General features: G+C 39.2%; 17 protein-coding genes. 6 read left to right on the top strand and 11 right to left on the bottom strand.

Annotated features, from left to right (window positions below; all coding sequences use genetic code 11):
* Positions 1 to 128: 128 nt before the first annotated feature.
* Positions 129 to 1,982: a 1-deoxy-D-xylulose-5-phosphate synthase gene (dxs, locus tag A6B41_RS02685; protein WP_027075104.1), complete on the bottom strand. Its 1,854-nt coding sequence runs from the start codon at positions 1,980 to 1,982 to the stop codon at positions 129 to 131.
* A gap of 140 nt (positions 1,983 to 2,122) precedes the next feature.
* Entirely contained in the window at positions 2,123 to 2,935 is an 813-nt protein-coding gene (gene suhB, locus A6B41_RS02680) for an inositol-1-monophosphatase (protein WP_027075103.1), read from the bottom strand.
* Between the two features lie 177 nt (positions 2,936 to 3,112).
* On the opposite strand from suhB, the gene A6B41_RS02675 reads away from it, so the two are divergent.
* The 3 genes from A6B41_RS02675 to glyA all read left to right on the top strand — a co-directional run bounded on the left by A6B41_RS02675 (position 3,113) and on the right by glyA (position 6,511).
* Positions 3,113 to 4,174 carry a TrmH family RNA methyltransferase gene (locus tag A6B41_RS02675; protein ID WP_027075102.1) on the top strand — a complete coding sequence of 354 codons (1,062 nt, stop codon included), beginning with the start codon at positions 3,113 to 3,115 and terminating at the stop codon, positions 4,172 to 4,174.
* A gap of 21 nt (positions 4,175 to 4,195) precedes the next feature.
* Entirely contained in the window at positions 4,196 to 5,080 is an 885-nt protein-coding gene (locus A6B41_RS02670) for an NAD(+) kinase (RefSeq protein WP_027075101.1), read from the top strand.
* Between the two features lie 168 nt (positions 5,081 to 5,248).
* Positions 5,249 to 6,511 carry a serine hydroxymethyltransferase gene (glyA, locus tag A6B41_RS02665; RefSeq protein WP_027075100.1) on the top strand — a complete coding sequence of 421 codons (1,263 nt, stop codon included), beginning with the start codon at positions 5,249 to 5,251 and terminating at the stop codon, positions 6,509 to 6,511.
* 82 nt (positions 6,512 to 6,593) lie between these two features.
* Here glyA and fabB read toward each other — a convergent pair whose 3' ends face one another.
* Positions 6,594 to 7,811: a beta-ketoacyl-ACP synthase I gene (gene fabB, locus A6B41_RS02660; protein WP_027075099.1), complete on the bottom strand. Its 1,218-nt coding sequence runs from the start codon at positions 7,809 to 7,811 to the stop codon at positions 6,594 to 6,596.
* A gap of 265 nt (positions 7,812 to 8,076) precedes the next feature.
* On the opposite strand from fabB, the gene A6B41_RS02655 reads away from it, so the two are divergent.
* Both A6B41_RS02655 and A6B41_RS02650 read left to right on the top strand, forming a co-directional pair.
* Positions 8,077 to 10,611 (top strand): class I adenylate cyclase, encoded by a 2,535-nt coding sequence (locus A6B41_RS02655; protein WP_027075098.1) that lies wholly within the window; start codon positions 8,077 to 8,079, stop codon positions 10,609 to 10,611.
* 28 nt (positions 10,612 to 10,639) lie between these two features.
* The gene (locus A6B41_RS02650; RefSeq protein ID WP_027075097.1) at positions 10,640 to 12,547 is read left to right on the top strand and encodes a monovalent cation:proton antiporter-2 (CPA2) family protein; all 1,908 of its coding nucleotides are present in this window, start codon (positions 10,640 to 10,642) and stop codon (positions 12,545 to 12,547) included.
* 56 nt (positions 12,548 to 12,603) lie between these two features.
* On the opposite strand, the gene A6B41_RS02645 is transcribed toward A6B41_RS02650, so the two are convergent.
* Entirely contained in the window at positions 12,604 to 13,761 is a 1,158-nt protein-coding gene (locus A6B41_RS02645) for a chorismate mutase (protein WP_027075096.1), read from the bottom strand.
* A gap of 210 nt (positions 13,762 to 13,971) precedes the next feature.
* Here A6B41_RS02645 and A6B41_RS02640 point away from each other — a divergent pair, with 210 nt between their 5' ends.
* The gene (locus A6B41_RS02640) at positions 13,972 to 14,370 is read left to right on the top strand and encodes a hypothetical protein (protein ID WP_050436817.1); all 399 of its coding nucleotides are present in this window, start codon (positions 13,972 to 13,974) and stop codon (positions 14,368 to 14,370) included.
* A gap of 105 nt (positions 14,371 to 14,475) precedes the next feature.
* Here the strand turns inward: A6B41_RS02640 and A6B41_RS02635 are convergent, their stop codons facing one another.
* The 7 genes from A6B41_RS02635 to A6B41_RS02605 all read right to left on the bottom strand — a co-directional run bounded on the left by A6B41_RS02635 (position 14,476) and on the right by A6B41_RS02605 (position 22,106).
* Positions 14,476 to 15,411, bottom strand: a complete 936-nt coding sequence (locus tag A6B41_RS02635) for a hemagglutinin repeat-containing protein (protein WP_027075095.1) — start codon at positions 15,409 to 15,411, stop codon at positions 14,476 to 14,478.
* A 957-nt stretch (positions 15,412 to 16,368) separates the two neighbouring features.
* Positions 16,369 to 16,557 carry a hypothetical protein gene (locus tag A6B41_RS02630; RefSeq protein WP_027075094.1) on the bottom strand — a complete coding sequence of 63 codons (189 nt, stop codon included), beginning with the start codon at positions 16,555 to 16,557 and terminating at the stop codon, positions 16,369 to 16,371.
* A gap of 23 nt (positions 16,558 to 16,580) precedes the next feature.
* Complete coding sequence (locus A6B41_RS02625; RefSeq protein ID WP_050436816.1) at positions 16,581 to 16,880, bottom strand: hypothetical protein; 300 nt, start codon at positions 16,878 to 16,880, stop codon at positions 16,581 to 16,583.
* Positions 16,881 to 17,219: 339 nt separating this feature from the next.
* Positions 17,220 to 19,028, bottom strand: a complete 1,809-nt coding sequence (locus tag A6B41_RS11100) for a VENN motif pre-toxin domain-containing protein (protein WP_237052490.1) — start codon at positions 19,026 to 19,028, stop codon at positions 17,220 to 17,222.
* A complete protein-coding gene (locus A6B41_RS02615) occupies positions 19,025 to 19,378 on the bottom strand; it encodes a hypothetical protein (protein WP_027075091.1) in 354 nt (117 codons plus the stop codon). Before A6B41_RS02615 ends, A6B41_RS11100 begins: the two co-directional genes overlap by 4 nt.
* A 102-nt stretch (positions 19,379 to 19,480) precedes the next feature.
* Entirely contained in the window at positions 19,481 to 19,864 is a 384-nt protein-coding gene (locus tag A6B41_RS02610) for a hypothetical protein (RefSeq protein WP_027075090.1), read from the bottom strand.
* A gap of 1 nt (position 19,865) precedes the next feature.
* The gene (locus A6B41_RS02605) at positions 19,866 to 22,106 is read right to left on the bottom strand and encodes a hemagglutinin repeat-containing protein (RefSeq protein ID WP_027075089.1); all 2,241 of its coding nucleotides are present in this window, start codon (positions 22,104 to 22,106) and stop codon (positions 19,866 to 19,868) included.
* Position 22,107 lies beyond the last annotated feature (1 nt).

Here is a 22,107-nt window from a genome sequence, read left to right as displayed (position 1 = left end):
CCAAAAGACGTGCTATTGTAAGAAGGAGTGCCGGTAAAGTAAAATAAATTGTTAGGTTTGTATGAATATTTTCCTAAAAGTGTGAAGCCCATCAAAAATCCCCTTAATTTAAGGGGATATGAAAAGGACTAGAAACCTAATTTTTGAATTTTTGCTTCGATACCTTTAGCATCTAAGCCAAGCTCTGCATAAGCCTCAGCTTGGGTAGCTTGAGGCACGAAAAAGTCAGGAATACCGAGCATAACAAGCGGTTTGATTTTGCCAATATTTTGCAAATATTCATTTACAAAACTCCCTGCACCGCCTTGAATTGCATTCTCTTCCAGCGTGACTAAAAGCTCGTGAGAATCTACCATTTTTTGGAGCAATATTTCATCAAGTGGTTTTACAAAACGCATATCAACTAACGTGTAATCGTATTTCTCCGCAACAACTTTTGCTTCATCTAACAAGGCACCGAAATTAATAATAGCGACTTTTTTCCCCTCTCGGATCACGTTACCTTTACCAATTTCCAATGCTTGCATCGGCTGTAGCTCTACTCCTTTTGCATTCCCTCGTGGATAACGGATTGCAGTTGGTGTATTCATCGTATAAGCGGTATAAAGCATCTGACGCATTTCATTTTCATCACTAGGTGCCATAATGGTCATATTCGGAATACAACGCATGAAACTTAAATCAAAAGCCCCCTGGTGAGTTTGACCGTCTGCCCCAACAATGCCGGCACGGTCGATAGCAAAAATGACAGGCAGATTTTGAATCGCTACATCATGAATTAGCTGATCATAAGCACGCTGCAAGAAGCTCGAATAAATTGCCACTACCGGTTTGTAACCTGCGATAGCAAGCCCTGCACCAAAAGTTACAGCATGTTGTTCGGCAATCGCGACATCAAAATATTGCTCAGGGAAGCGTCTTGAAAATTCCACCATCCCAGAGCCTTCACGCATTGCAGGGGTAATACCGATAATTTTCGGATCACTTTCAGCCATTTCACACAACCAATCACCAAAAATATTGGAATAAGTAGGTAATGTTTTCGATTTAGGCAGCTCACTTACCGCTAAATCAAATTTCGGCACACCGTGATAACCAATCGGATCATTTTCCGCCGGTGTATAGCCTTTACCTTTTTTGGTACGAACGTGTAAAAACTGAGGTCCGTTCAACTCTCGCATATTACCAAGCGTTTTCACCAACTCATCAATATTATGTCCATCAATCGGACCGATATAATTAAAGCCCAACTCCTCAAAAAGCGTACTTTCAGGAGAGAAAATTACTCCTTTCATATGCTCTTCGCTTTTTTTCATAAAGTTTTTGATAGTTGGTACTTTATCAAGAATTTTTTTGCTACCATCACGTACCGATGTATAAAGTGAGCCCGAAAAAATACGTGCAAGATGATTATTTAATGCACCTACATTCTCCGAAATAGACATTTCATTGTCATTTAAAATCACCAACATATCAGTATGCAATGCACCCGCGTGATTTAACGCTTCAAAAGCCATCCCGGCGGTAATAGCGCCATCACCAATCACACAAACAGTTTTACGACCGGCGTTTTCTTTTTCGGCAGCAATCGCAATCCCTACCCCTGCACTAATTGAAGTGGAAGAATGCCCCACACTTAAAACATCATAAGGGCTTTCCTCACGCCATGGGAAAGGATGAATACCGTCTTTTTGACGAATAGTGTGCATTTGATCACGGCGACCGGTTAAAATTTTATGCGGGTAAGCTTGATGGCCGACATCCCAAATTAGTTGGTCAAACGGTGTTTGATAAACATAATGCAATGCAACGGTAAGCTCAACAACGCCTAGCCCCGAAGCCAAATGTCCGCTACTTTGGCTGACAGACTCCAATAAATAGGCTCGCAGCTCATCGGCCACAGTTTGAAGTTGATCTTTAGCAAGTAAACGCAAATCTTCCGGAGAGTTGATGCTGTTTAACAAAGAATACTTCTTTTCCATAATGTTTATCTTCACTCCTACTAATTTCTTCCCTCATATTTGAGGCAAGCTTCCCACAAAATAGAGAACAGGATATCGCAAATTTTTGACGAAAATGAACCGCTTGTTTTTGATATTAACAGAAAGCCGCTCTAATTCCTTTATGCCTTTAACTCTTCAGTTAAAGTCGGTTGAATGCTATTTAAAATTTCTTTAACCACACGTCCGTTACCTACAACTAAATTACCTGATTTCAAGTAATCTGTACCGCCAACAAAGTTAGTCACAATCGCCCCTGCTTCACGAGCAATCAGTTCACCGGCTGCACAATCCCAAGGTTTTAAGCCGATCTCAAAGAAACCATCAACACGACCTGCAGCAACATAAGCTAAATCTAAAGCCGCTGAGCCCGTACGGCGGAAATCTGCCACACCATTACTCATCAAACTTTCAAGCATATTTAAGTGTGCAGGACGATGTCTAACTACTTTGAAAGGAAAACCTGTTGCAAGTACCGCGCCTTTTAGGTCACGACGTTCAGCATCAATACGTACACGAAACTCGTTTAATTTTGCACCTTCGCCACGTACTGCTGTGAAAAGCTCATTACGGATAGGATCGTAAATAACACCTACAGTGGTACGCCCATTTTCACGAATAGCAATAGAAACCGCAAAATGAGGTAAGCGTTTTACGAAGTTAGTTGTACCATCTAATGGATCAATCACCCACTGAACATTTTCATTGCTTCCGTTTAAAATACCTGACTCTTCTGTAACAATTGAATGATCGGGATACGATTTACGAATCACATCAATAATAGCCGCTTCTGCCGCTTTATCAATTTCAGTAACGTAATCATTTGTATTTTTTTGTGATACCTGAGTATCTTGAGGCGATTGTTCATAGCCTTTGGCAATAATATTGCCTGCTTTTCGTGCAGCACGAATAGCAATGTTTAACATTGGGTTCATATTTCCACCAGATTTTAAAGAACATAAGGAGTAGCGATTATAAAGAAAGTAGTCGGATAAAGAAATAACAAGCGGTCTAATCTGTGAAAAATTTTGCAAAAAAGTCGCTTTTTCTAACCGCTTGCAGTTACGATTCGTTATAATAGCCCCTATCTTAGCCCCTATTAGGTATTAAAAATGCAATTCAAATTTAAAGAAAATCAAGATAAAGCTCGCTTCAAAACAAGAGATGAGCGTCGTTTTAATGAATCATCACCTTCTTCAGAAAAAGGAAGAGCCGGTGCTTTTAACCGGAAAGGTGAACATGCCAAATATGAACATAAAGACAACCGCAAACCTCGCGTTAACCGCGGGCAAGAAAATACGCCTCAAGAACGAATTTATCCAACTGAGGGCAGAAAAGCTAACGGTGAAGGTCATGTTCAAATTTGGGTAAAAGGTGGAAACGCGACAACAAAAGGGAAAAAGACAGGTCCACTTTCGCCAAGAGCACCGGAAAAAATCAAAAAAAATCGTGCCGAGGAGATGAAAATTTACGGCGAAAATGCCTGCCTCACGCTTTTCCAACAACGCCCTGAAGCGATTGTCCGTTTATGGGCAAATGTAGAGGGAGCGAAAAAATTGGGCGATATGATGAGCTATTTAGCAGAAAATAAAAAAGCTTATCATGTGGTTGACCGAGAAGAAATGGAACGAGTAACCGGTACCGAACATCACGGTGATGTCTGTTTATTGGTGAAAAAAAACTTACCATTCGTGTTAGAAGGTTATCTGCAAGTACCAAAGCAACAGGATTGTTTAATCCTATTAGATGGTGTCAATAATGCTCAGAATGTAGGCGGTATTGTACGAACCTGTGCCTTCTATGGCGTCAAAGGAATAATTACTGAAAATGCCGATACCTTAAATTCCAGTGCTGCTGCGCGTGTTGCAGAAGGCGGTTTGGAGTTTGTTCGTACGCTGGAAACTAAAAATAAACAGATTGCTTTAGTCCAATTGCGTCAAGCAGGTTACCAAATTGTACACTTAACTCGTCATAAACAAGCACAATCACTCGTTAAAACTAAACTTGCAGAAAAAGTCGTATTTGTGTTAAGTGAAGTTCCAAGCAGTGATATTGTTTATGCAGAAGATACCACCGTACAACTTTCCTTTGAAAACCCACTTAATAGTGGATTAAATGTGGCTGTGAATGCCGGAATTTTAATAAACCAATGGTATCAGACTCACATACTTTAACTCCTAATTTAGGTTAACAAGATGAATCAGCAAAAACCATTTGAAAAAATTGCAATTGTAGGCACACCTCGCCACGACAGTGCATTCGAAACCCATATTGCGATTTATAACTGGTTAAAAGATCGCAATTACACCATTTTAGTTGAATCAGCAGTTGCCTCACAGTTAAGGCTTGAGGAAAGCTACAACTTAGATGAGATCGGTCAACGTGCAGAGTTGGTGATTGTTATCGGTGGAGACGGCAATATGTTAGGAGTCGCCCGTGCCTTGGCAAAATATCGGGTTCCGCTTATTGGTATTAACCGTGGTAATCTGGGCTTTTTAACGGATATTGCCCCTCAAACCGCATTTGAGCAGCTCTATAGCTGCTTAGTAAAAAATGAATTTATCATTGAAGAGCGTTTTTTATTGGAGGCCTATATTGAGCGTAACGGTAAAATTATTGCTTCCAACAATGCACTAAACGAAATTGTCGTACACCCAACCCAAGTTGCCCGTATTATTGAATTTGAAGTTTATATTGACGGTAAATTTGCCTTTTCGCAACGTGCAGATGGCTTAATTATATCAACGCCTACAGGCTCAACAGCTTATTCACTTTCGGCCGGAGGCCCGATTCTGACGCCAAATATGAATGCCATGGCATTAGTGCCAATGCATCCACATACCCTATCTTCCCGACCGTTAGTGGTTGATGGTGATAGTCAAATTTCCTTACGCTTTGCCAAATATAACACCCCTGACTTAGAGGTGATTTGTGATGGACAAGAGAAAATGAACTTTACCCCTGAAGATAGAGTATTAGTCAGAAAAAGCATTGATAAACTACAGCTTCTACATTTAAAAGATTACAACTACTTTACAGTGCTAGGCTCAAAATTAGGCTGGGCAAGTAAATTATTCTAACAAGCAAGCGGTCATATTCGGTAAAAATTTTACTCAATATGACCGCTTTGTTTTTATGATTTTAAAAAAGTTTTATATAAATAGTACTATCTATCAGACTCAAAAATGCGTAAAATGGGCTATAAATAACCCACGCAAACGTTTACTTAAATTTTAGAGGAGTCCGCAATGTTAAAACGAGATATGCATATCGCAGATTACGATGCTGTTTTATGGCAAGCAATTCAAGATGAAGATCGCCGTCAAGAAGAGCATATTGAACTAATTGCTTCAGAAAACTACGCAAGCCCACGTGTAATGCAAGCACAAGGTTCACAATTAACCAATAAATATGCAGAAGGCTACCCGGGTAAACGCTACTATGGTGGCTGTGAATATGTCGATATTATTGAGCAATTAGCTATCGATCGCGCAAAAGAGCTATTCGGCGCAGATTATGCAAACGTACAACCACATTCAGGCTCGCAAGCAAACGCTGCGGTTTATATGGCTTTATTAAATCCGGGTGATACTATTTTAGGGATGAGCTTAGCTCATGGTGGCCACTTAACTCACGGTGCATCAGTAAGCTTTTCAGGCAAAATCTATAAAGCTGAACAATATGGCATTACTGCTGAAGGCTTAATTGACTATGATGCATTACGTAAACAAGCATTAGAAGTAAAACCTAAAATGATTGTCGGTGGTTTCTCTGCTTATTCACAAATTGTTGATTGGGCGAAAATGCGTGAAATTGCTGACGAAGTGGGAGCATATTTGTTTGTGGATATGGCACACGTTGCAGGTTTAATTGCCGCCGGCGTTTACCCTAACCCGCTTCCACATGCACACGTTGTTACGACAACAACACATAAAACTTTAGCCGGCCCTCGTGGTGGTTTAATTTTATCGTCTTCAGGTGATGAAGAAATGTATAAAAAACTGCAATCTGCTGTCTTCCCTGCCGGTCAAGGCGGTCCGTTAATGCACGTGATCGCAGCGAAAGCCGTGTGTTTTAAAGAAGCTTTAGAGCCTGAATTTAAAGCTTACCAACAACAAGTGGTGAAAAACGCGAAAGCGATGGTTGAAGTATTTAAACAACGTGGTTTCGATGTGGTTTCAAACGGTACAGAAAATCACTTATTCCTAGTGAGCTTTGTAAAACAAGGCTTAACAGGTAAAGCAGCAGACGCCGCTTTAGGTGCGGCAAACATCACCGTAAATAAAAACTCGGTACCAAACGACCCACAAAAACCGTTTGTAACATCAGGTATCCGAGTAGGTACTCCATCTGTTACCCGACGTGGCTTTAAAGAAGCGGATGTAGCGGCATTAGCCGGCTGGATGTGTGATGTATTAGACAGCTTAGGTAAAGATAATCACGAACAAGTGATCGCAGAAACCAAAGCTAAAGTGCTAGACATCTGCAAACGCTTACCGGTTTACGCATAATATTTCTTTAAGAGAATTCCTATAAACAAGAAAGGCGAACAAATGTTCGCCTTTCTTTATGTTAGCACTAACACAAAAATGTTTATTTTGTATAACGTTGGAACACTAAGCAAGCATTCGTACCACCGAAGCCGAAGCTGTTTGACATCACAGTCGTTAATGCTTTGTCTTGGCGTTCTGTTACGATATTCATTCCTTCAGCCTGTTCATCTAAAGTTTCAATGTTAATGCTTGGTGCGATAAAGTTATTATCTAACATTAATAATGAGTAGATTGCTTCGTGCGCACCTGCTGCACCTAATGAGTGGCCGGTCATTGATTTGGTTGAAGAGATTGCAGGGGTTTTATCACCAAATACATTGCGAATTGCACCTAACTCTTTTACATCACCCACCGGTGTAGAAGTACCGTGTACGTTGATGTATTCAATTTCACCGTTTACGGTTGCCATCGCTTGTTTCATACAACGCTCCGCACCTTCACCGCTTGGCGCCACCATGTCGTAGCCGTCAGAAGTTGCGCCGTAGCCTACGATTTCTGCATAAATTTTCGCACCACGAGCAAGGGCGTGTTCTAATTCTTCCACAACCACAACTGCACCGCCACCTGCAATTACGAAACCGTCACGGTTTGCATCATAAGCACGGCTTGCTTTGGTTGGAGTATCATTATATTTGCTCGACACCGCACCCATTGCATCAAACTCTGTTGCACATTCCCAAGAAAGCTCTTCTGCCCCACCGGCAAAAACAATATCTTGTTTACCTAATTGAATTAACTCCATTGCATGACCGATACAGTGAGCAGAGGTCGCACAGGCCGAGCTAATCGAATAGTTCACACCACGAATCTTATATGGCGTTGCTAAACAGGCTGAAACACTAGATGCCATCGTTTTCGTTACCGCATAAGGACCAATACCTTTTACACCACGAGGACCACGTACTGCATCACATGCCACTAATTGGCTATGTGCAGAACCTGTACCGGCACCAATAACTAAACCGGTACGATCGTTAGAAATTTGTTCTTCGGTTAAACCCGAATCTTCAATCGCTTCTTTCATTGAAAGATACGCATAAGCGGCCGCATCTCCCATAAAACGGTAAACTTTACGGTCAATCAATTCTGCGGGATTCAATTTGATTGTACCGGCTACTTGGCTACGCATACCAACTTCAGCAAATTCCGGCACAAATTCAATACCGGACTTACCTGCTTTAAGCGACTCCAATACTTCTTCTTTGTTGTTACCAATACTTGAAATAACACCTAAACCAGTAATAACGACTCTTTTCATTTTGTTTCCTTCATTTTATGTTCTGAAAAAATAGCTGAATCAGCTTACACTTGTTCGCTGAAATAAGCTACTAAAACTTGACTATTCTACACGATTTCATGACTGGTCTGAACTCTTTTAATACATGCAAGTACCAGATCCGAGTTGTTTTTTATTAAACAGAGAAAAATTTGAATTCCTCGACTTTTTTAACTGACTTTATTACAAAATCCCCGTATTTCAGATAAAATATTAACAGATTCACTTTTTAGCAAGGAACACTGACGTGAAAGAATTAACACTGCATGCTAATTATTTAGATGGAACTGATATTCATGCTGTAAATAGAGTAAGCTTTGCTCAAAAACTCGCTTTCACGAAAGAGAGAATCAACAAACTCAATCAGTATCGAATTGAACGTGCAATAAGTGCGAATAATCAAAACTTCACCCATATTTTTTCACTGATTCCCTTACTGATTCATCTTAATCACCCTGCTTTGCCTGCTTATGTGGAAAATGCTCCGCAAGGTATTTGGCGTTTTGAACTCTCCGATTATCAAAAATACTTCCTAATGTCATATAGCTTTGATAAGTCACTTTCAGCTTACCACAGCGAAAACCAAACAAACTTTGATGCACTCTATTCTATGGGAAGTACCGGCTCTATTACCCAAACCAGTTTATCTGATCTTGATTTGTGGCTATGCTATTCGAATCATCTAACTATTGAGCAATATAAATTAATGGAAATTAAAATTGCCAAATTACAAGAATGGGCGAAAAGCTTTCAAGTTGATATCAATATCTATTTGATGAATCCGGAGCAATTTAAAAGCCAGACTTATAGCAGTGGTGTTACCGATGAACACAGTGGTTCTGCCCAACATTTTTTCTTGTTAGATGAGTTTTATCGCTCAGCTATTTTACTGGCAGGAAAACGCCTACTTTGGCTACATTTGCATAAAAATGAATATCAAAACGTCCATAATAATCCCGAAATTAATTTAGATGAATGGGTGGATTTTGGTGATTTTTCCAGCCTTTCTACCAGTGAGTTTTTCGGTGCAAGCTTATGGCAGCTCTACAAGGGTATCAACAATCCATATAAATCAGCAATCAAAATTTTGCTGCTGGAGTGCTACGCCTACACTTACCCAAAAACAAAATTAATTTCAAAAGAATTTAAAAAGAAAATCTTAAGTGATGATGCCGTGCAATATCACTTTGACCCTTATCTGGCAATGCTTGAATTAGTCAGTGAAACGCTTACTATCCGTAAAGAATGGGTAAAATTAGACCGCTTGCGTGTTTGTTTTTACACCAAAGCAATTGAGGGTGAAGCCAGTAAAAGCTGGCGTGCTGCCGACTTAAAAGAGTTAGTAACACAGTGGCGTTGGTCTGAAAAGCAAACAGAATTACTGGCTAACCGTTCCAATTGGAAAATTAAACAAGTGATGAAACACGAAATGATGTTGGTGGATCATCTACTACAAAGTTATCGCAATTTAATCCATTTTGCCCGTAAATTTCATATTAACCCGAGTATTATGACTAACGACATTGATATTTTAATGCGTCGCCTTTACTCTGTTTTTGAAACCTTACCGGGCAAAGTACCGTTAATTAATCCTAAAATTTCTTCAAACTTAGCCGAAAAGAACATTACTTTTATCGAATCAAAAGAAGGTTGTTCAATCCAACCCGGTTGGTATTTACTAAATCAAGCCCCTAAAAGCCAATATGATTCGGAAAACCGTTATGTTCACTATAACAAAAGTCCGATTAAGCTAATTGCATGGGGCTATTTTAACGGCATTATCAATGCAAATACTCATTTACATACAACAAGTCAAAATTTAGACACAGATAAATTACGCCAATTTATTACGGATTTACGTTTATCCTTCCCCACTCAAGCGCCGGAAGTAACAAACGAAGATATGCATCATCCAAATGAAATTCGTAATTTAGCGATTGCTATTAATTTAGTGCAAGATCCTACCCAGCATATTCCTGATCTGCCGAAAAAAGTCCATCAAAGCGATTTATTTAATTTCGGGAATGCTCAGAAACCGTTAGTTGGTAGTGTCAGCATTATTTATCGCAATGTATGGAATGAAATCCGTACTCAACATTTTGAAGGAGATGATGCCATTTTAAAATCACTAAAATTGGTCTCTAACCGGATTTATCAAGGGGTCTTTTCTCCTCAATCTATCAATGTATTTTGTTATAGCAAACATTTACGCAGTGAACTACGTGAATTCGTTGCTAATTTGGTTCACAAATGTATTACCATTCAAACCGGATGTGTGCTACAAGCAGATGAACTCAGCACCTTAAAAATTGCAGGCAAAACTTGGCAGTTAGTTTTTAGTAAACAAAGTTTTAAAATCAGACAATTGGAGGAACAAGCGGTCAAAAATACACATAATTTTGCAAATACCGGATTAAAAATAAAAGCACCGAAAAAAACCAAAAAAGTCTTCCCCCAACAGATCAGCGAATTTGCCAGCGAAGGCTTCTTACAGTTTTTCTTTGAAGATAATCCTGATAACAGTTTTAATGTGTATGTTGTAGATGAGCGTAATAGCGTAGAAAGCTACTACAACTGCCTAGGAAACAAAGAAGAAAAAATAAGAAAAATCAATAAGTTACAAAATGAAAAACAACTCAATGCAGAAACCACATCTGAGTTGAGTAGTTTTAATCACCCACAATTTTATCAATTAATTTCGCCAAATAATGAAATCTGTATTGTGCCGTTTCAAAGTAGGCAGCACTTAGAGTATTTGGCACAACAACAAAAACAAATTTAACAAAAATAAACAATCTACAGGTAGAAAAATGTCGAGTTTAGTCAGTCCAGAATTAATCAAAACTGTTGTGTTACTTGCAACCAGCGTCACTATTGTACCTCTTTTTAAACGAATCGGATTAGGTAGCGTATTAGGCTATTTGGTTGCAGGTTGCTTAGTCGGCCCGTCCGGTATCGGCTTATTCCAAGACCCAAGTGCTGTTGTGCATATGGCAGAACTTGGGGTGGTCATGTTTTTATTCATCATTGGCTTGGAAATGCACCCCGAATTGCTTTGGGCGATGCGTAAAGCTATTTTCGGACGAGGTTTCTTACAAGTTGCTACCTGCGGCACCTTATTAACACTCGCCGGCATTTATCTGCTAGGTTTTTCAAAAGAAGTCGCCTTTATTGCCGGAATGGGTTTTACTCTTTCCTCTACCGCAATTGTAATGCAAGTACTTGAAGATAAAGGCATCAACTCAACACCTAAAGGACAACGTATTGTTGCAACACTTTTATTTGAAGACTTAGCTATCGTTCCTTTATTGGCTTCTGTCGCTTTTCTTGCGCCAAATCAAGTCGATACTGAATCTAGTACAAATTGGGCCGCAATTGGCTTGAGCCTCGCTGCGGTACTGCTTTTAGTCGCCGCCGGAAAATGGTTGATTAATCCGATTTTCCGTATCATTTCAAAAGCTAAAATACGTGAAATGATGACTGCCGCTGCCTTATTAGTGGTGCTAGGTGCCGCGTTATTAATGGAAATCAGCGGGCTTTCTATGGCAATGGGAGCATTCCTTGCCGGCGTAATGCTGTCCGAATCCTCATTCCGCCACCAATTAGAAGCAGATATCGAACCCTTCCGTGGCTTATTGCTCGGCTTATTTTTTATGGGAGTCGGGATGTCATTAGATCTTAGCCTTGTTTTAAATAACTGGCTCTGGTTACTGGCAATTGTGGCCGTTTATGTGCTTGGCAAAGGATTGGGAATTTTTATTATCTCAGTTGTAACCCGATTATCGCTCACCGAATCTATTATGCGAACCACTATTATGGCTCACGGTGGCGAATTTGCCTTCGTTCTGTTTTCGGCAGCAGCAACCGCAGGCATACTCTCACCGGATAACCACGCTACATTCACTGCGGCGGTTATTGTATCAATGCTATTTTCACCACTGTTAATTCTGGTTAAACAAGGGGTGAAAAAGAAAAAAGCCAAACGCAACCTTCCCAATATGGCAGGAATTGAAATTCCGGATGATTTAGAGGCAAATGTTTTGGTAATCGGCTTTGGTCGTTTCAATCAAATTGTCTGCCAAGTATTATTGGCAAGGGGATTAAGTGTATCGGTGATTGATTCCAACACTGATCATATTCGCGCAGCCGCACGTTTCGGCTTTAAAGTGTATTATGGTGATGGTGCGCGTTTAGATGTATTGCGAGCCTCAGGTATTGCTAACGCCAACTGTGTGATTGTCGGCGTCGGGAATCCGGAAAGAACTGAAAAAATTGTTGAATTAATCAAATCAGAATACCCTCTTGTACCGGTTTTCGTACGCACGTTTGACCGTCAAAGTGCGGCAAATTTAGTGAAAAATCACCACGTAGATTACTATGTGCGCGAAACCTTTGAATCCGCACTCACCTTAAGTAAAGCAGCAATTGAACGTTTAGGCTCAAGCGAGGAAGAGGCAGCTGACATCATCAATTACGTCCGCCGTTTAGACACAGAACGCTTAAACGAAGAGATCCTCTATGGCTTCTCAGACGAAGTGATACGTAAATATTGGATGCCAACGCCGTGGGTAAATCCGCAACATGAAGGCACGGCACTGAATGCTGAAACCGCTGATATGCTGGAAGAACTAGGCGAAAGCATTGAAGTGGTAGAAGTTGAAGTAGACGATGAGCAAGAAATGCAAAAAATCAAACAAGCAGCAGAAAAGCACGCATAAAACTAATTAGTGGATTTCAAAATAAAACGACTTACTAAGTAAGTCGTTTTTACAATTTAAAGTTTGACAGGCTCAATAATTTCACTTGGGTAACAGCCTAATACTTTGAGATAGCTTGTGACTTTCTCAAGCTCAGCTAAAGCAGCTTGCGTATTTTGTGAATGGATATTCGCTTCTAATTCCACATAGAACATCTCTTCCCATGGTTTGCCGTAAATTGGGCGAGATTCTAATTTGGTCATACGAATGTTATGGGTTTTAAACACCATTAGTGCATCCACCAACGCCCCAGCTTGTTGAGTAGTTGTCATTAGTAGCAAAGTTTTAGTTTGCACCTGAGGAGAAACTTTTACTGCTTCCTTAGATAACACAATAAAGCGTGTAATATTATTCGGCTGATTGGCAATATCGGTTTTAATATTAGTTAAACCATAAAGTTTACCACCATCTTCATTACCCAACGCCACAATATTCGGTTTATTTAAACGAGCCACCATTTGCATTGCATGTGAGCTGCTTTCACAATATTTAATATGCACTTTATCTAAAGTCGCTAAAAATTGACTACATTGCTGTGCCGGCTGAGGGTGAGTGTAAACCGTATCGACTCCCTCTAAATCTACATTGCCATTCGCTAAAACACAATGCTTAATTGGATAAGCCAGCTCCCCTACCAACGTTAAATTGGTATGTTGTAATAAATCATATACTTCATTAATAGAACCCGAGGTAGCATTTTCGAGCGGTAATACACCAAAATCAGCCTCACCCAGACTCACCTTATCAAACACCTCATTAAACGAAGCGCAGCTTAATTCAATCAATGCCCCTTGATATTTCTTGGCAAATTGGCGGCTCGCCATATTGGAATAAGAGCCACGCATACCTAAAAACGCAATTGACACCTGATCTTCTTTTTGAGCATTAAGCTTATTTTGCAAATAATGCTGCTGAGTCAGCACTGAATCTTCAATAATACGTTGGAAAATCTGCGTAACATATTGCGGATCAAGCTGGTAATTCTCTGCTTCTGCAAAATTGACTAACTCTTGCAACAAGGCTTTTTCACGCTCTAAATCCCGCAAGGGTTTTTGAGTGATCTCTTTACTACGCACCACATCAAACGCCAAACGATGACGTTCTGCAAGCAGCTTTAATAAATTTCGGTCAAGGGTAGTGATTTGTGTTCGAATATCGGATAAATCTAAAGACATTATTACATTCTCTTATATTATATGTGGCAGAAATTATAACCTGTTCCACAATAAAGAAAAGACAAGCGGTTAAAATTACAAGTTTTTTTACAACAAAATGTAATGCTTTCTGCTAACGAGAGCCTTTCATTTACAGCACTTACTTTTCTGATAAAATAAGAAGTGCTTTCGGCATTTGCCAAGCAATGTATTTAACAGAAGGAATTAACCATGAAAAAATTACTTGCACTTTCAGCAATTGCTCTTTTAGCAGCTTGCAGCCAATCACATCACAACCACAAAGGCCATGACCATCATTACGGCAAAGAAGCGCACAGCAAAAACCCTGCACTTGCACAAGCGATGAAAGAATGCCACAGCACCATCAAAGAAAACAAAGATATGGTAGCATTTGAAAAATGTTTAAAAGAAAAAGGGTTCGAAAAACCGGCAGATCACCCGAAAGCAAACGGCATGCATAAACACAAAGACCCAGCTCTTTCAAAAGCAATGAAAGAGTGCCATAAAGGTGTGAAAAGCAAAAAAGACAGTGCAAAATTTGAAGCTTGCTTAAAAGAAAAAGGCTTTGAAAAACCGGCAAACCACCCGAAAGTGAAAGAGCATCACTAATTGATATAAAAACAAGCGGTCAATATATCACTTAAATTTGCAAAAATTTAAATAAAATTGACCGCTTGATTATATTTGACATATAAATTTTTCGTCTCTAGCTCCCTAGCTCCAACTGGTTAATATTCCTACCGCACCTTCCAACCCAAAGCCGTTTGCCCCTTGTGATTTACCCAAAAACGCTCCCACGCTCCAACTGCTGCTCTTGTTGTCGCTTCGGTTGCTTTGGCTGTCTGTAGCAGCGAGTAGGTTGACATTATTACCTTCAAGCTCTGTGCGGGTGGCATTGATTTTGGTGCTGACTATTGTATTATCGCCATCCGTTGCTCTCACTATCACCTTACCTGCTTCCAGCTCGCTGCCTTTGTGGGTGGTTTGTTGAGTGTGGCTGGTGGAAACCGATTTGCTTGAACCCATACTGACTGAGAGTTTAGCGTCACTGTTTGCCAGTTTTTCTGCGGTGTCGCCATTTGAGTTCAGGGCGTCAACCACTTTTGCTGCTTTTTGTGCCGTCTCATAAGCCTCATTCGCCGCTTTCACTTTCAGTAATTGACTTAAACGTTCATCCTTTACATCACCTGAACGGCTTAAGGCTTGTTTGGCTGCCATCACGCCATCTGTTACCGCTGAGCTGAAAGAGACGGTTAAGCCCGATTGTTTCTTCTCATGACGCTCTTTAGAAGAGAGGCTATCTTCACTCGCACCAATATAGGTCGATTTGCCTTCCACTAAAATCTGTTTACCCAACTCTTTAGAGGCAACCGCATCCACGCCCGCTAGGTGTGCATGATTGCCGGCAGACACCGTGATATTGCCTGAAAGACTGCCTAAGGTGCTGCGGGCTTCGCTACCTCGCCAGCCTTCTGTTTCGTGCTCGTGTTTTTCCGACCGCTTACCAAAGGTGATGCCAATCCCACCGCCGGAGAATACCCCTGATTTGGATTTTTCTCTCACACTCGTGGTTTTAAAGCGATTAACAGCGTTTTGTATCGTCACATTATTGCCACCTTTGATGATAAGGTAGTTAACCGCTTGTAACATATATTAAATAGCACTAACATGGGCGCTCTATCATGCTCAATCCAACATACAGGCTACATCCCTTTATTTCTTGATTTTAACTTTTCTACTTTAGAAGACTTTATTCTCTCTAGGCATTTTAATAAAAATAACATGCAAAGATATAGATAGAAACACAAAGAAAGCCACCCTCAATGACATAAAAAAACATCACCATAAATTGTATATAGTTCAAACACTCCATATTTTACCTTTGAATAATATAAGGAATACCCGCCAAAGAACAATAATAAAATTACAAAAGAAAAGATGAAATAAACTATAGAATATGAAAAAACATATAAAATCCATTTCATTTTATTTGCTCTCCATAGTCTTATTCATAAACTCTTCTGTTTTATCTACACCTGTTGACAACACCTCACTAAAAATAGAATTTACAGTAGGTTTTATAATATTTTTAACATACGGATTCTGAGAGTTTTGAGAAATGTTATCGATTTTTTTGCTACCAATAGCTCCTATACTAACACTTACCCCTTTCTTAAAGTATTCAAGATCTTCTTTTATACCAAATCTTGTTTCTTTCTCCAGTTTTTTTGTAGGAAAATAACAAAAAATCTATTTTCCATTTTGTTACCCTTTATTCCTTTTGCAAAAATACAGTATAGTTTTAAAGAGCGGAGATATAGATAACAAAATAGCCCCCATGAAGCTTAAATTAACACTATCCTTTAATATTAAAAATATATCTTTATCGAAATAATAATTCGCATTAGTAAAAATAGAAAATAAACTAAATGTTAAAAACAGTCCTAAAAAAGAGGCAACAAAAAAAATAGAAAAAATGTAAAATAACAAGTAAATTACTTCTCATCATTGCCTCCTTGTTTATTATTATCTATTTTATTTATACGATTATTGATAAATTCACTATATAAAGAATCAGCTACATTTCCTAATTTCTTTGGTAAATATTTATATTCGGAATCTTGCATTTACATTAACCGCCTTCCCCTCCTTTGCCGCTTTGGCAATAATATTCTCAAAATAAATTTTATATGCAGAGTTATTAAAATTAGCATCTTGTGGGAATAAATTATATTTACCTCCTTCATATTTACCTAATGCTTTAAGAAGCACATCAATTTCACCATTAAATTTCATTTACTTTATCCCTATCTGTGAGACTAGGCACTATTGCATTTCTGTTCTAACAAAAATTGCTCAACCAATTTTATTGCTTTTTCTTTATATTTATAATTCCATAAATTCCACCTAACAGGGCATCCATTCATTTCCCATTCATCAAGAGCTAGTGCATTTAGAATTTCCATATTCAACCAACTATCTAGATAGCCATAATCATTTTCTAGTGAACATACAAATTCATTATATGAAAAAATATCTTTAGTATGATGTGAAATATTATTTTTCATAAGTAACAGTAATAACCTTTCCTTTTTCATTAGGAATAATTTTAACGCCATTAGTTCTGTCTTTGTAAATAGTTACTCCTAAATTATTGACAGTTTTCTCTCCTGTCGAGATCGCATATTCAATAACTGATGGTAGTTAACATTTCCTAATACCATACACAAACTATCTCCTTTGTCCAAAATACATGACCATAATGGCTAGTGCAGTAATAATAGGCATAAATAATAAAAATCTAAGATCCTCAAGCATAAAATTTAAAAAAGGTATCCCCATTTTGTACTTAAAAAAATAAAAATATAATTTTATAAGCGAAAATATACCTAATATAGCAATATTAGAAAAAATATATGATATAAAAAATGCAAAAACATAAACTCTTAGAGGGTATTTCATTTTTCCACTCCATTTAAAAGTTTAAATTTTTCATATTCATTTTCTGAAAATTTATTACTAATGCTATCTACAGCATTCCCAACCCCTACTGGAATTGGACTAAGCTCAACATACCGACTAATTGGGCTTCCTACTCTAATCGGCTCTGTCCTTAGACTATTTCCATAAGTATTGATATTTTTATTCAAAGTACCTTCAACGCCTTTACCAAACACATAGCCAAACGTACTTGTTGCAGTTTTTACCCCGGCTTTTTCTAAGCCATTTTCAATAGAAAATCCTTGTAATTTACCATCTTGCCATTTAGTATTTTCTAAACCACCCTCTAAAAAACCTATTCCAATATTCCAAGCCGTATATCCTTTAAAACTAAAGTCTTTCGTAATATAGGCTTCTCCCATATCTTTTAAGGTTTCTTTTACACTAACCTCTCCATTAGTCAGGTATTGAGCAGCAGCACTTACCGCACCATTTGCCCCCAATATCACACGAGTTGATGTTGATGAGAGGTCGAATAGCGTTTTGCCTAATTTGCCAGCCCCCAATGCTGTAGAGAGATAATATTCTGGAACAACCGGTTCTGCTCCTAATTCTCGTCCAAAAACAGAGTAGTTATTTGAAAGACTAGCAATATTCGGATATTCCATCCTTGCACCAAATTCATAGGCATTCGTTTTTTCAGCTCTTACTGCACTAGCGGCTTGATCAATACCTTTTGTAAGCTCTCGCTTTATAAGAGGATCATTTTCAACTTTATGTCTAATCTCTTGATTAGATAAAGCATTCTCTATCTGAGTAATCGCCTCACTACCTAATAGCCCTTCTGTTGGTTTTACTTTAGCCTCAGATTTATTCGTATTCATTATTTTTGCCATCCAGCCTGAGCCGTCAAAGCGAACATTCTCTCTCGCATAATCAAATCCTTCTTTAGCAAGCGATGTTTGTTTAGCACATTCCCCTGTATTTCCTCCCAATCTGCAAGCAGCTTTTAATGTTTCACTATTTGCTTTATTCACATCAGTAAATTCTTCTTTTACTTTTTCAATACATTCTTGATTGTTGCCACAAGAAGTTACCTCTCTTTTGTAGTCAATCCAGTCTTGTTTGGATAGGTAGTTATTTTCCACCGCATTCTTCCCAATCCCTTGCCCCGTTTTCACCGCTTGGGCTGTTGATAGGGAATTTCCTCCGCTTGCAGATAAACCACCAGCCAGCCCAACAGCCACTTGGCTGAGTTCCGACACCGTCCGTTTTTCCGCTTCTGTTAGGTTTTCAGGCTTTTTACCGAAGAGGTTTTGGGCGATGATACTTGCCCCTACTTCGCCCGTTACTGCTGCAACCGCACCTGCTTCAGCCTTACCACCTTGCGTATAAGCCTCCACCGCTCCCCACACAGCGTGAGCAATCAGGTTAGCCGCTTCGTTGCCTTCGGTTGCTTTTTTGATTTCTGTATTGATATAAGGCGAAATTGCACCTGCTGCCACACCTGCGGTTGGGCTGCCGCCCAAGGCTAACCCTACCGCATTGGTTATCGCATCAACCCCTTGTCGGTAAGTGCCTCCGGTTTCCCATCTCTCGGCTTCTTTCTCCAGCTCATTCGCTTTGGCAAAGTTGCCCGCTGCTTTTGCCTGTTCTGCTTCGGCTCGTTTATTCTCTGCATGAGTAGCGACTTTTTCATTGATGGTAGAAACCGTTGTGGTTTGAAAATCAGTAATGGCTTTTACTTGATAACCTAGCTCACTTTGGAGTTTAGCTTTATCAAAGTTATTTATTGATAAAATAATCATCAATAATATTTTAATCACAAATTACATACCCCTTTATCCCATTTAGAATTTTGATATCCACATTCAGCAGGAGTTAAATGAATATACCCTTTTTTAATCATACAGTGATAAAAGATATCTGACTTTTCTACTGTAGTTATACTTTCTTCTTTATAATCTCCATATTTACCGCCACAAGCTACAACATCTTTCCAGCGTTGTTCTGAATTTGTTTTGCCTAAATTATATGGTTTTTGGTATCTAGATATTGAAGGAAATACATCTCCTTTATCTATATAGCAATTAACCATTTGTGGAGTATAAATACATCCATCGGAATAAAAACAACCGTTTAATAAAAGTAAAATTCCTAAGTATAATTTCTTCATTTTATTGCCCTCCTAATTTAAACAGTACTTCCATCATATCTAGACTGACTAAATCGGATATAGTGAATGCTACTGCAACAGGAGTTACAAATACTTCTGTTATCATAAATTACATACTCCTTTATTCCATTTAGGATCCTGATAACCGCACTGGTTGTTTTTTATGTATATATACCCTTTGTTTAGCATGCATTCATCAATCTTTTGGTAAAATTTTTCAATATCCTGATGTTCAGGATAATAAGTCAAATTGTAGTCTCCATATTTTCCACCGCAAGAAACAAGGTCTTTCCATCTCTGCTCAGTGTTTGTTCGACCTAGAGTTGCTTTCTTTTGGTAGCCCGCCACTAATGGAAATTCTTTTCCTTTATTCTTATGGCAGCTATTAGAAACCACTTGAATAATAGGTTTAATGCATTCATCTTCAAAAGAATACAAACAACCATTTAATATGACAGAAGAAGTGATCAGTAATAATCTTTTCATACTAATTACCTCCCAGTTTAAATAGTACTTCCATCATATCTGAACTAATCAAATCAGATATTGCAAACGGAGCTGAAATGGGGATTGCTATTTCTGTTGTCCTATCTGCCAGAAACTGCTGAACATTATTTTTCTTGGAAGTATTTCCTTGTTTGTCATACCATCTTGGTAGTTGTCCTCCTAAATAATCATGAGTTCCTGCAAAACTCTCTACTAACATATCCGAGAAATCACCGGCTTTATATGGAAATTCAGCACTACCTAAATACCAACCACCTTGAATAGACTGATATCCCCCTGTTGGTCCATATAAAGAACTTGCCTTTTTATTTTGCTTAGGATCAATAGCATCCAATAATGACGGTAATTCTTTGCTTCCTTTATAAACCACCCTTCCGTCATCATTAGTCTGACATCTATCACTCCCACAAATTACATCTAGGTCAATCCTTACACCACCTAACTTCACACCATCAAAATAACCACTATCATAGCTGTCATTTCTGAATACTTGTCCTGTTTTCTCATCTTTAATTCCAGCGAATAATCGAGAATTTTTCAACGTTTCTTCACGCATTTTTGTTGCTGCAAGTTGTAGTGTTCCTTGCGTAATGGCTACATCAGGTGTTCCTGCAATGATCCCTACCGTTGTTTCTAACAAACGCTTCTGATACTGTAATTTATAAATGTCTTTATAAAGTTCATCTTTCTCAGCTTCTGTTTTGGCAAGTTTGACTTTTTCTCGCAATTCAGCTTGTTTTGGTAAAACATACGCATCTATCGCAGAAAAAGCATTTTTCCTAAAATCTTCAGTTACCTTAACTTGAATATTTAACTCTTTGAGTACTTTTTCTTTGTCAAATCGATTTTCTAATTTACCCGAACGACTTTCCGCTGTTTCAGTAGTAATATCAGTTTTAACGTCTTCTTTAATTTGCTCAACAGTTTTACCCGTTCTATCCAATTGCTCTTGTTCATCTCGAATAATCAGATTTTGTGTGTTAATTCCAGATATAGTTTGGCTGGATTGGCTATCTTTATCTGAGCCAATACCAATAGAAATATCCCCGATGAATGATTCTGTTCCGTGAGCTAACACTTTTTCTCCATAACCATTTGTGTTATAGACTCCCTCTGCCTGATACAAAGGCTCTCCGTTTTCATTCACCGCTTGTTTATTACTCTGTGCTTGTCCTTTATCTCCCAACGGTGTATCAAAATTTGCTGCCGCACTCGCACTGACTCCCACGCTACTGCCTTTGTAGTTAGCGTGATTGTCCAAGTTCGTGGCATTCAGCGTACCTGTCGCAAAACGGTTTTTACCTTCCGCTTCGGCTTTTTCAGTTGAGGTCACTAAGCCAGCAGTCAGTTCCGTATGGTTTTGGATATCGACATCATACCCCTCATCCCCGGCAAAAATCCCTGCCTGCTGATTGACTGTCGCCATATCCGCTTTCATCTTCGATTTGCTGTAACTCGCACTGCCCGAAGCACCATAACCCACCGTCACTTGGGCTGAGGCACTTTCTTGCTTGCCCTCATACTTCATCGTGTCTTGCAGGCTTTGGATATTCAGGTTTTCCGCATCCACTTTGACCGATTTGCCTTTGGCTTGTGAGCCGATAATGTTGGCATCGCCTCCGCTTTCAATCGTGGTTCGACTGTCTAAGCTTCCCACTTGGCTTCCTACCCACGCTTGGCTTTCACCATTACCGTAGCCTTTTGCCACATTACCACCTGCCGTGACACCAAACGCAAAACCGCTTGAGCCGTAGCTGATTGCCACACCGGCATTAAAGCCGCTGGATTTGTTTTTACTCCGTTCAAGGCGGTTTTCATCGACTGCCAAAATATTGACATCGCCCTCTGCTTTTAAGTGTGTGCCGGCTTTGCCTGACACATCAGAACCAGCAATAGTGAGGGTCGAGTCTTTTCCAGCCCCTTCCGTTTTGATATTCACTTTGCCACCAGCATTGATTTGGCTTTTCTCGACCTTATTCCCTTCGCTGTGTTGGGTTTCGACACTCTTTTGTTCTCCATAAGTAATAGAGACACTCACATCTTGGCTTAGAGCTTGAGTTGGGTTCTGTCCCATTGCTTTGGCAAGGTTGCCAACTTGTTCTGCCGCTCGCCACGCCTCAAAACCAGCATTCACCGCACCTAATGCATTGATTCGGTCGTTTTTATTGCTACCCACCGATTTTGCAGATTTCACCGCAGAATCGACCGCTTGTAAGCTCATT

Origin of the sequence: Mannheimia granulomatis, assembly GCF_013377255.1 — a bacterium.
Taxonomy (GTDB): Bacteria; Pseudomonadota; Gammaproteobacteria; order Enterobacterales; family Pasteurellaceae; genus Mannheimia; species Mannheimia granulomatis.
Note: the sequence above shows the minus strand (reverse complement) of the source record. Positions and strands in the feature narration are given on the sequence as shown.

Coding starts and splice junctions, on each gene's coding strand:
- A6B41_RS02640 (WP_050436817.1), top strand. CDS start 13,972: ATGAAAAAATTACTTGCACTTTCAGCAATTGCTCTTTTAGCAGCTTGC.
- A6B41_RS02635 (WP_027075095.1), bottom strand. CDS start 15,411: ATGTTACAAGCGGTTAACTACCTTATCATCAAAGGTGGCAATAATGTG.
- A6B41_RS02670 (WP_027075101.1), top strand. CDS start 4,196: ATGAATCAGCAAAAACCATTTGAAAAAATTGCAATTGTAGGCACACCT.
- suhB (WP_027075103.1), bottom strand. CDS start 2,935: ATGAACCCAATGTTAAACATTGCTATTCGTGCTGCACGAAAAGCAGGC.
- glyA (WP_027075100.1), top strand. CDS start 5,249: ATGTTAAAACGAGATATGCATATCGCAGATTACGATGCTGTTTTATGG.
- A6B41_RS02630 (WP_027075094.1), bottom strand. CDS start 16,557: ATGAAATTTAATGGTGAAATTGATGTGCTTCTTAAAGCATTAGGTAAA.
- A6B41_RS02645 (WP_027075096.1), bottom strand. CDS start 13,761: ATGTCTTTAGATTTATCCGATATTCGAACACAAATCACTACCCTTGAC.
- fabB (WP_027075099.1), bottom strand. CDS start 7,811: ATGAAAAGAGTCGTTATTACTGGTTTAGGTGTTATTTCAAGTATTGGT.
- A6B41_RS02650 (WP_027075097.1), top strand. CDS start 10,640: ATGTCGAGTTTAGTCAGTCCAGAATTAATCAAAACTGTTGTGTTACTT.
- dxs (WP_027075104.1), bottom strand. CDS start 1,982: ATGGAAAAGAAGTATTCTTTGTTAAACAGCATCAACTCTCCGGAAGAT.
- A6B41_RS02615 (WP_027075091.1), bottom strand. CDS start 19,378: ATGAAGAAATTATACTTAGGAATTTTACTTTTATTAAACGGTTGTTTT.
- A6B41_RS02675 (WP_027075102.1), top strand. CDS start 3,113: ATGCAATTCAAATTTAAAGAAAATCAAGATAAAGCTCGCTTCAAAACA.
- A6B41_RS02605 (WP_027075089.1), bottom strand. CDS start 22,106: ATGAGCTTACAAGCGGTCGATTCTGCGGTGAAATCTGCAAAATCGGTG.
- A6B41_RS02610 (WP_027075090.1), bottom strand. CDS start 19,864: ATGAAAAGATTATTACTGATCACTTCTTCTGTCATATTAAATGGTTGT.
- A6B41_RS02625 (WP_050436816.1), bottom strand. CDS start 16,880: ATGGCGTTAAAATTATTCCTAATGAAAAAGGAAAGGTTATTACTGTTA.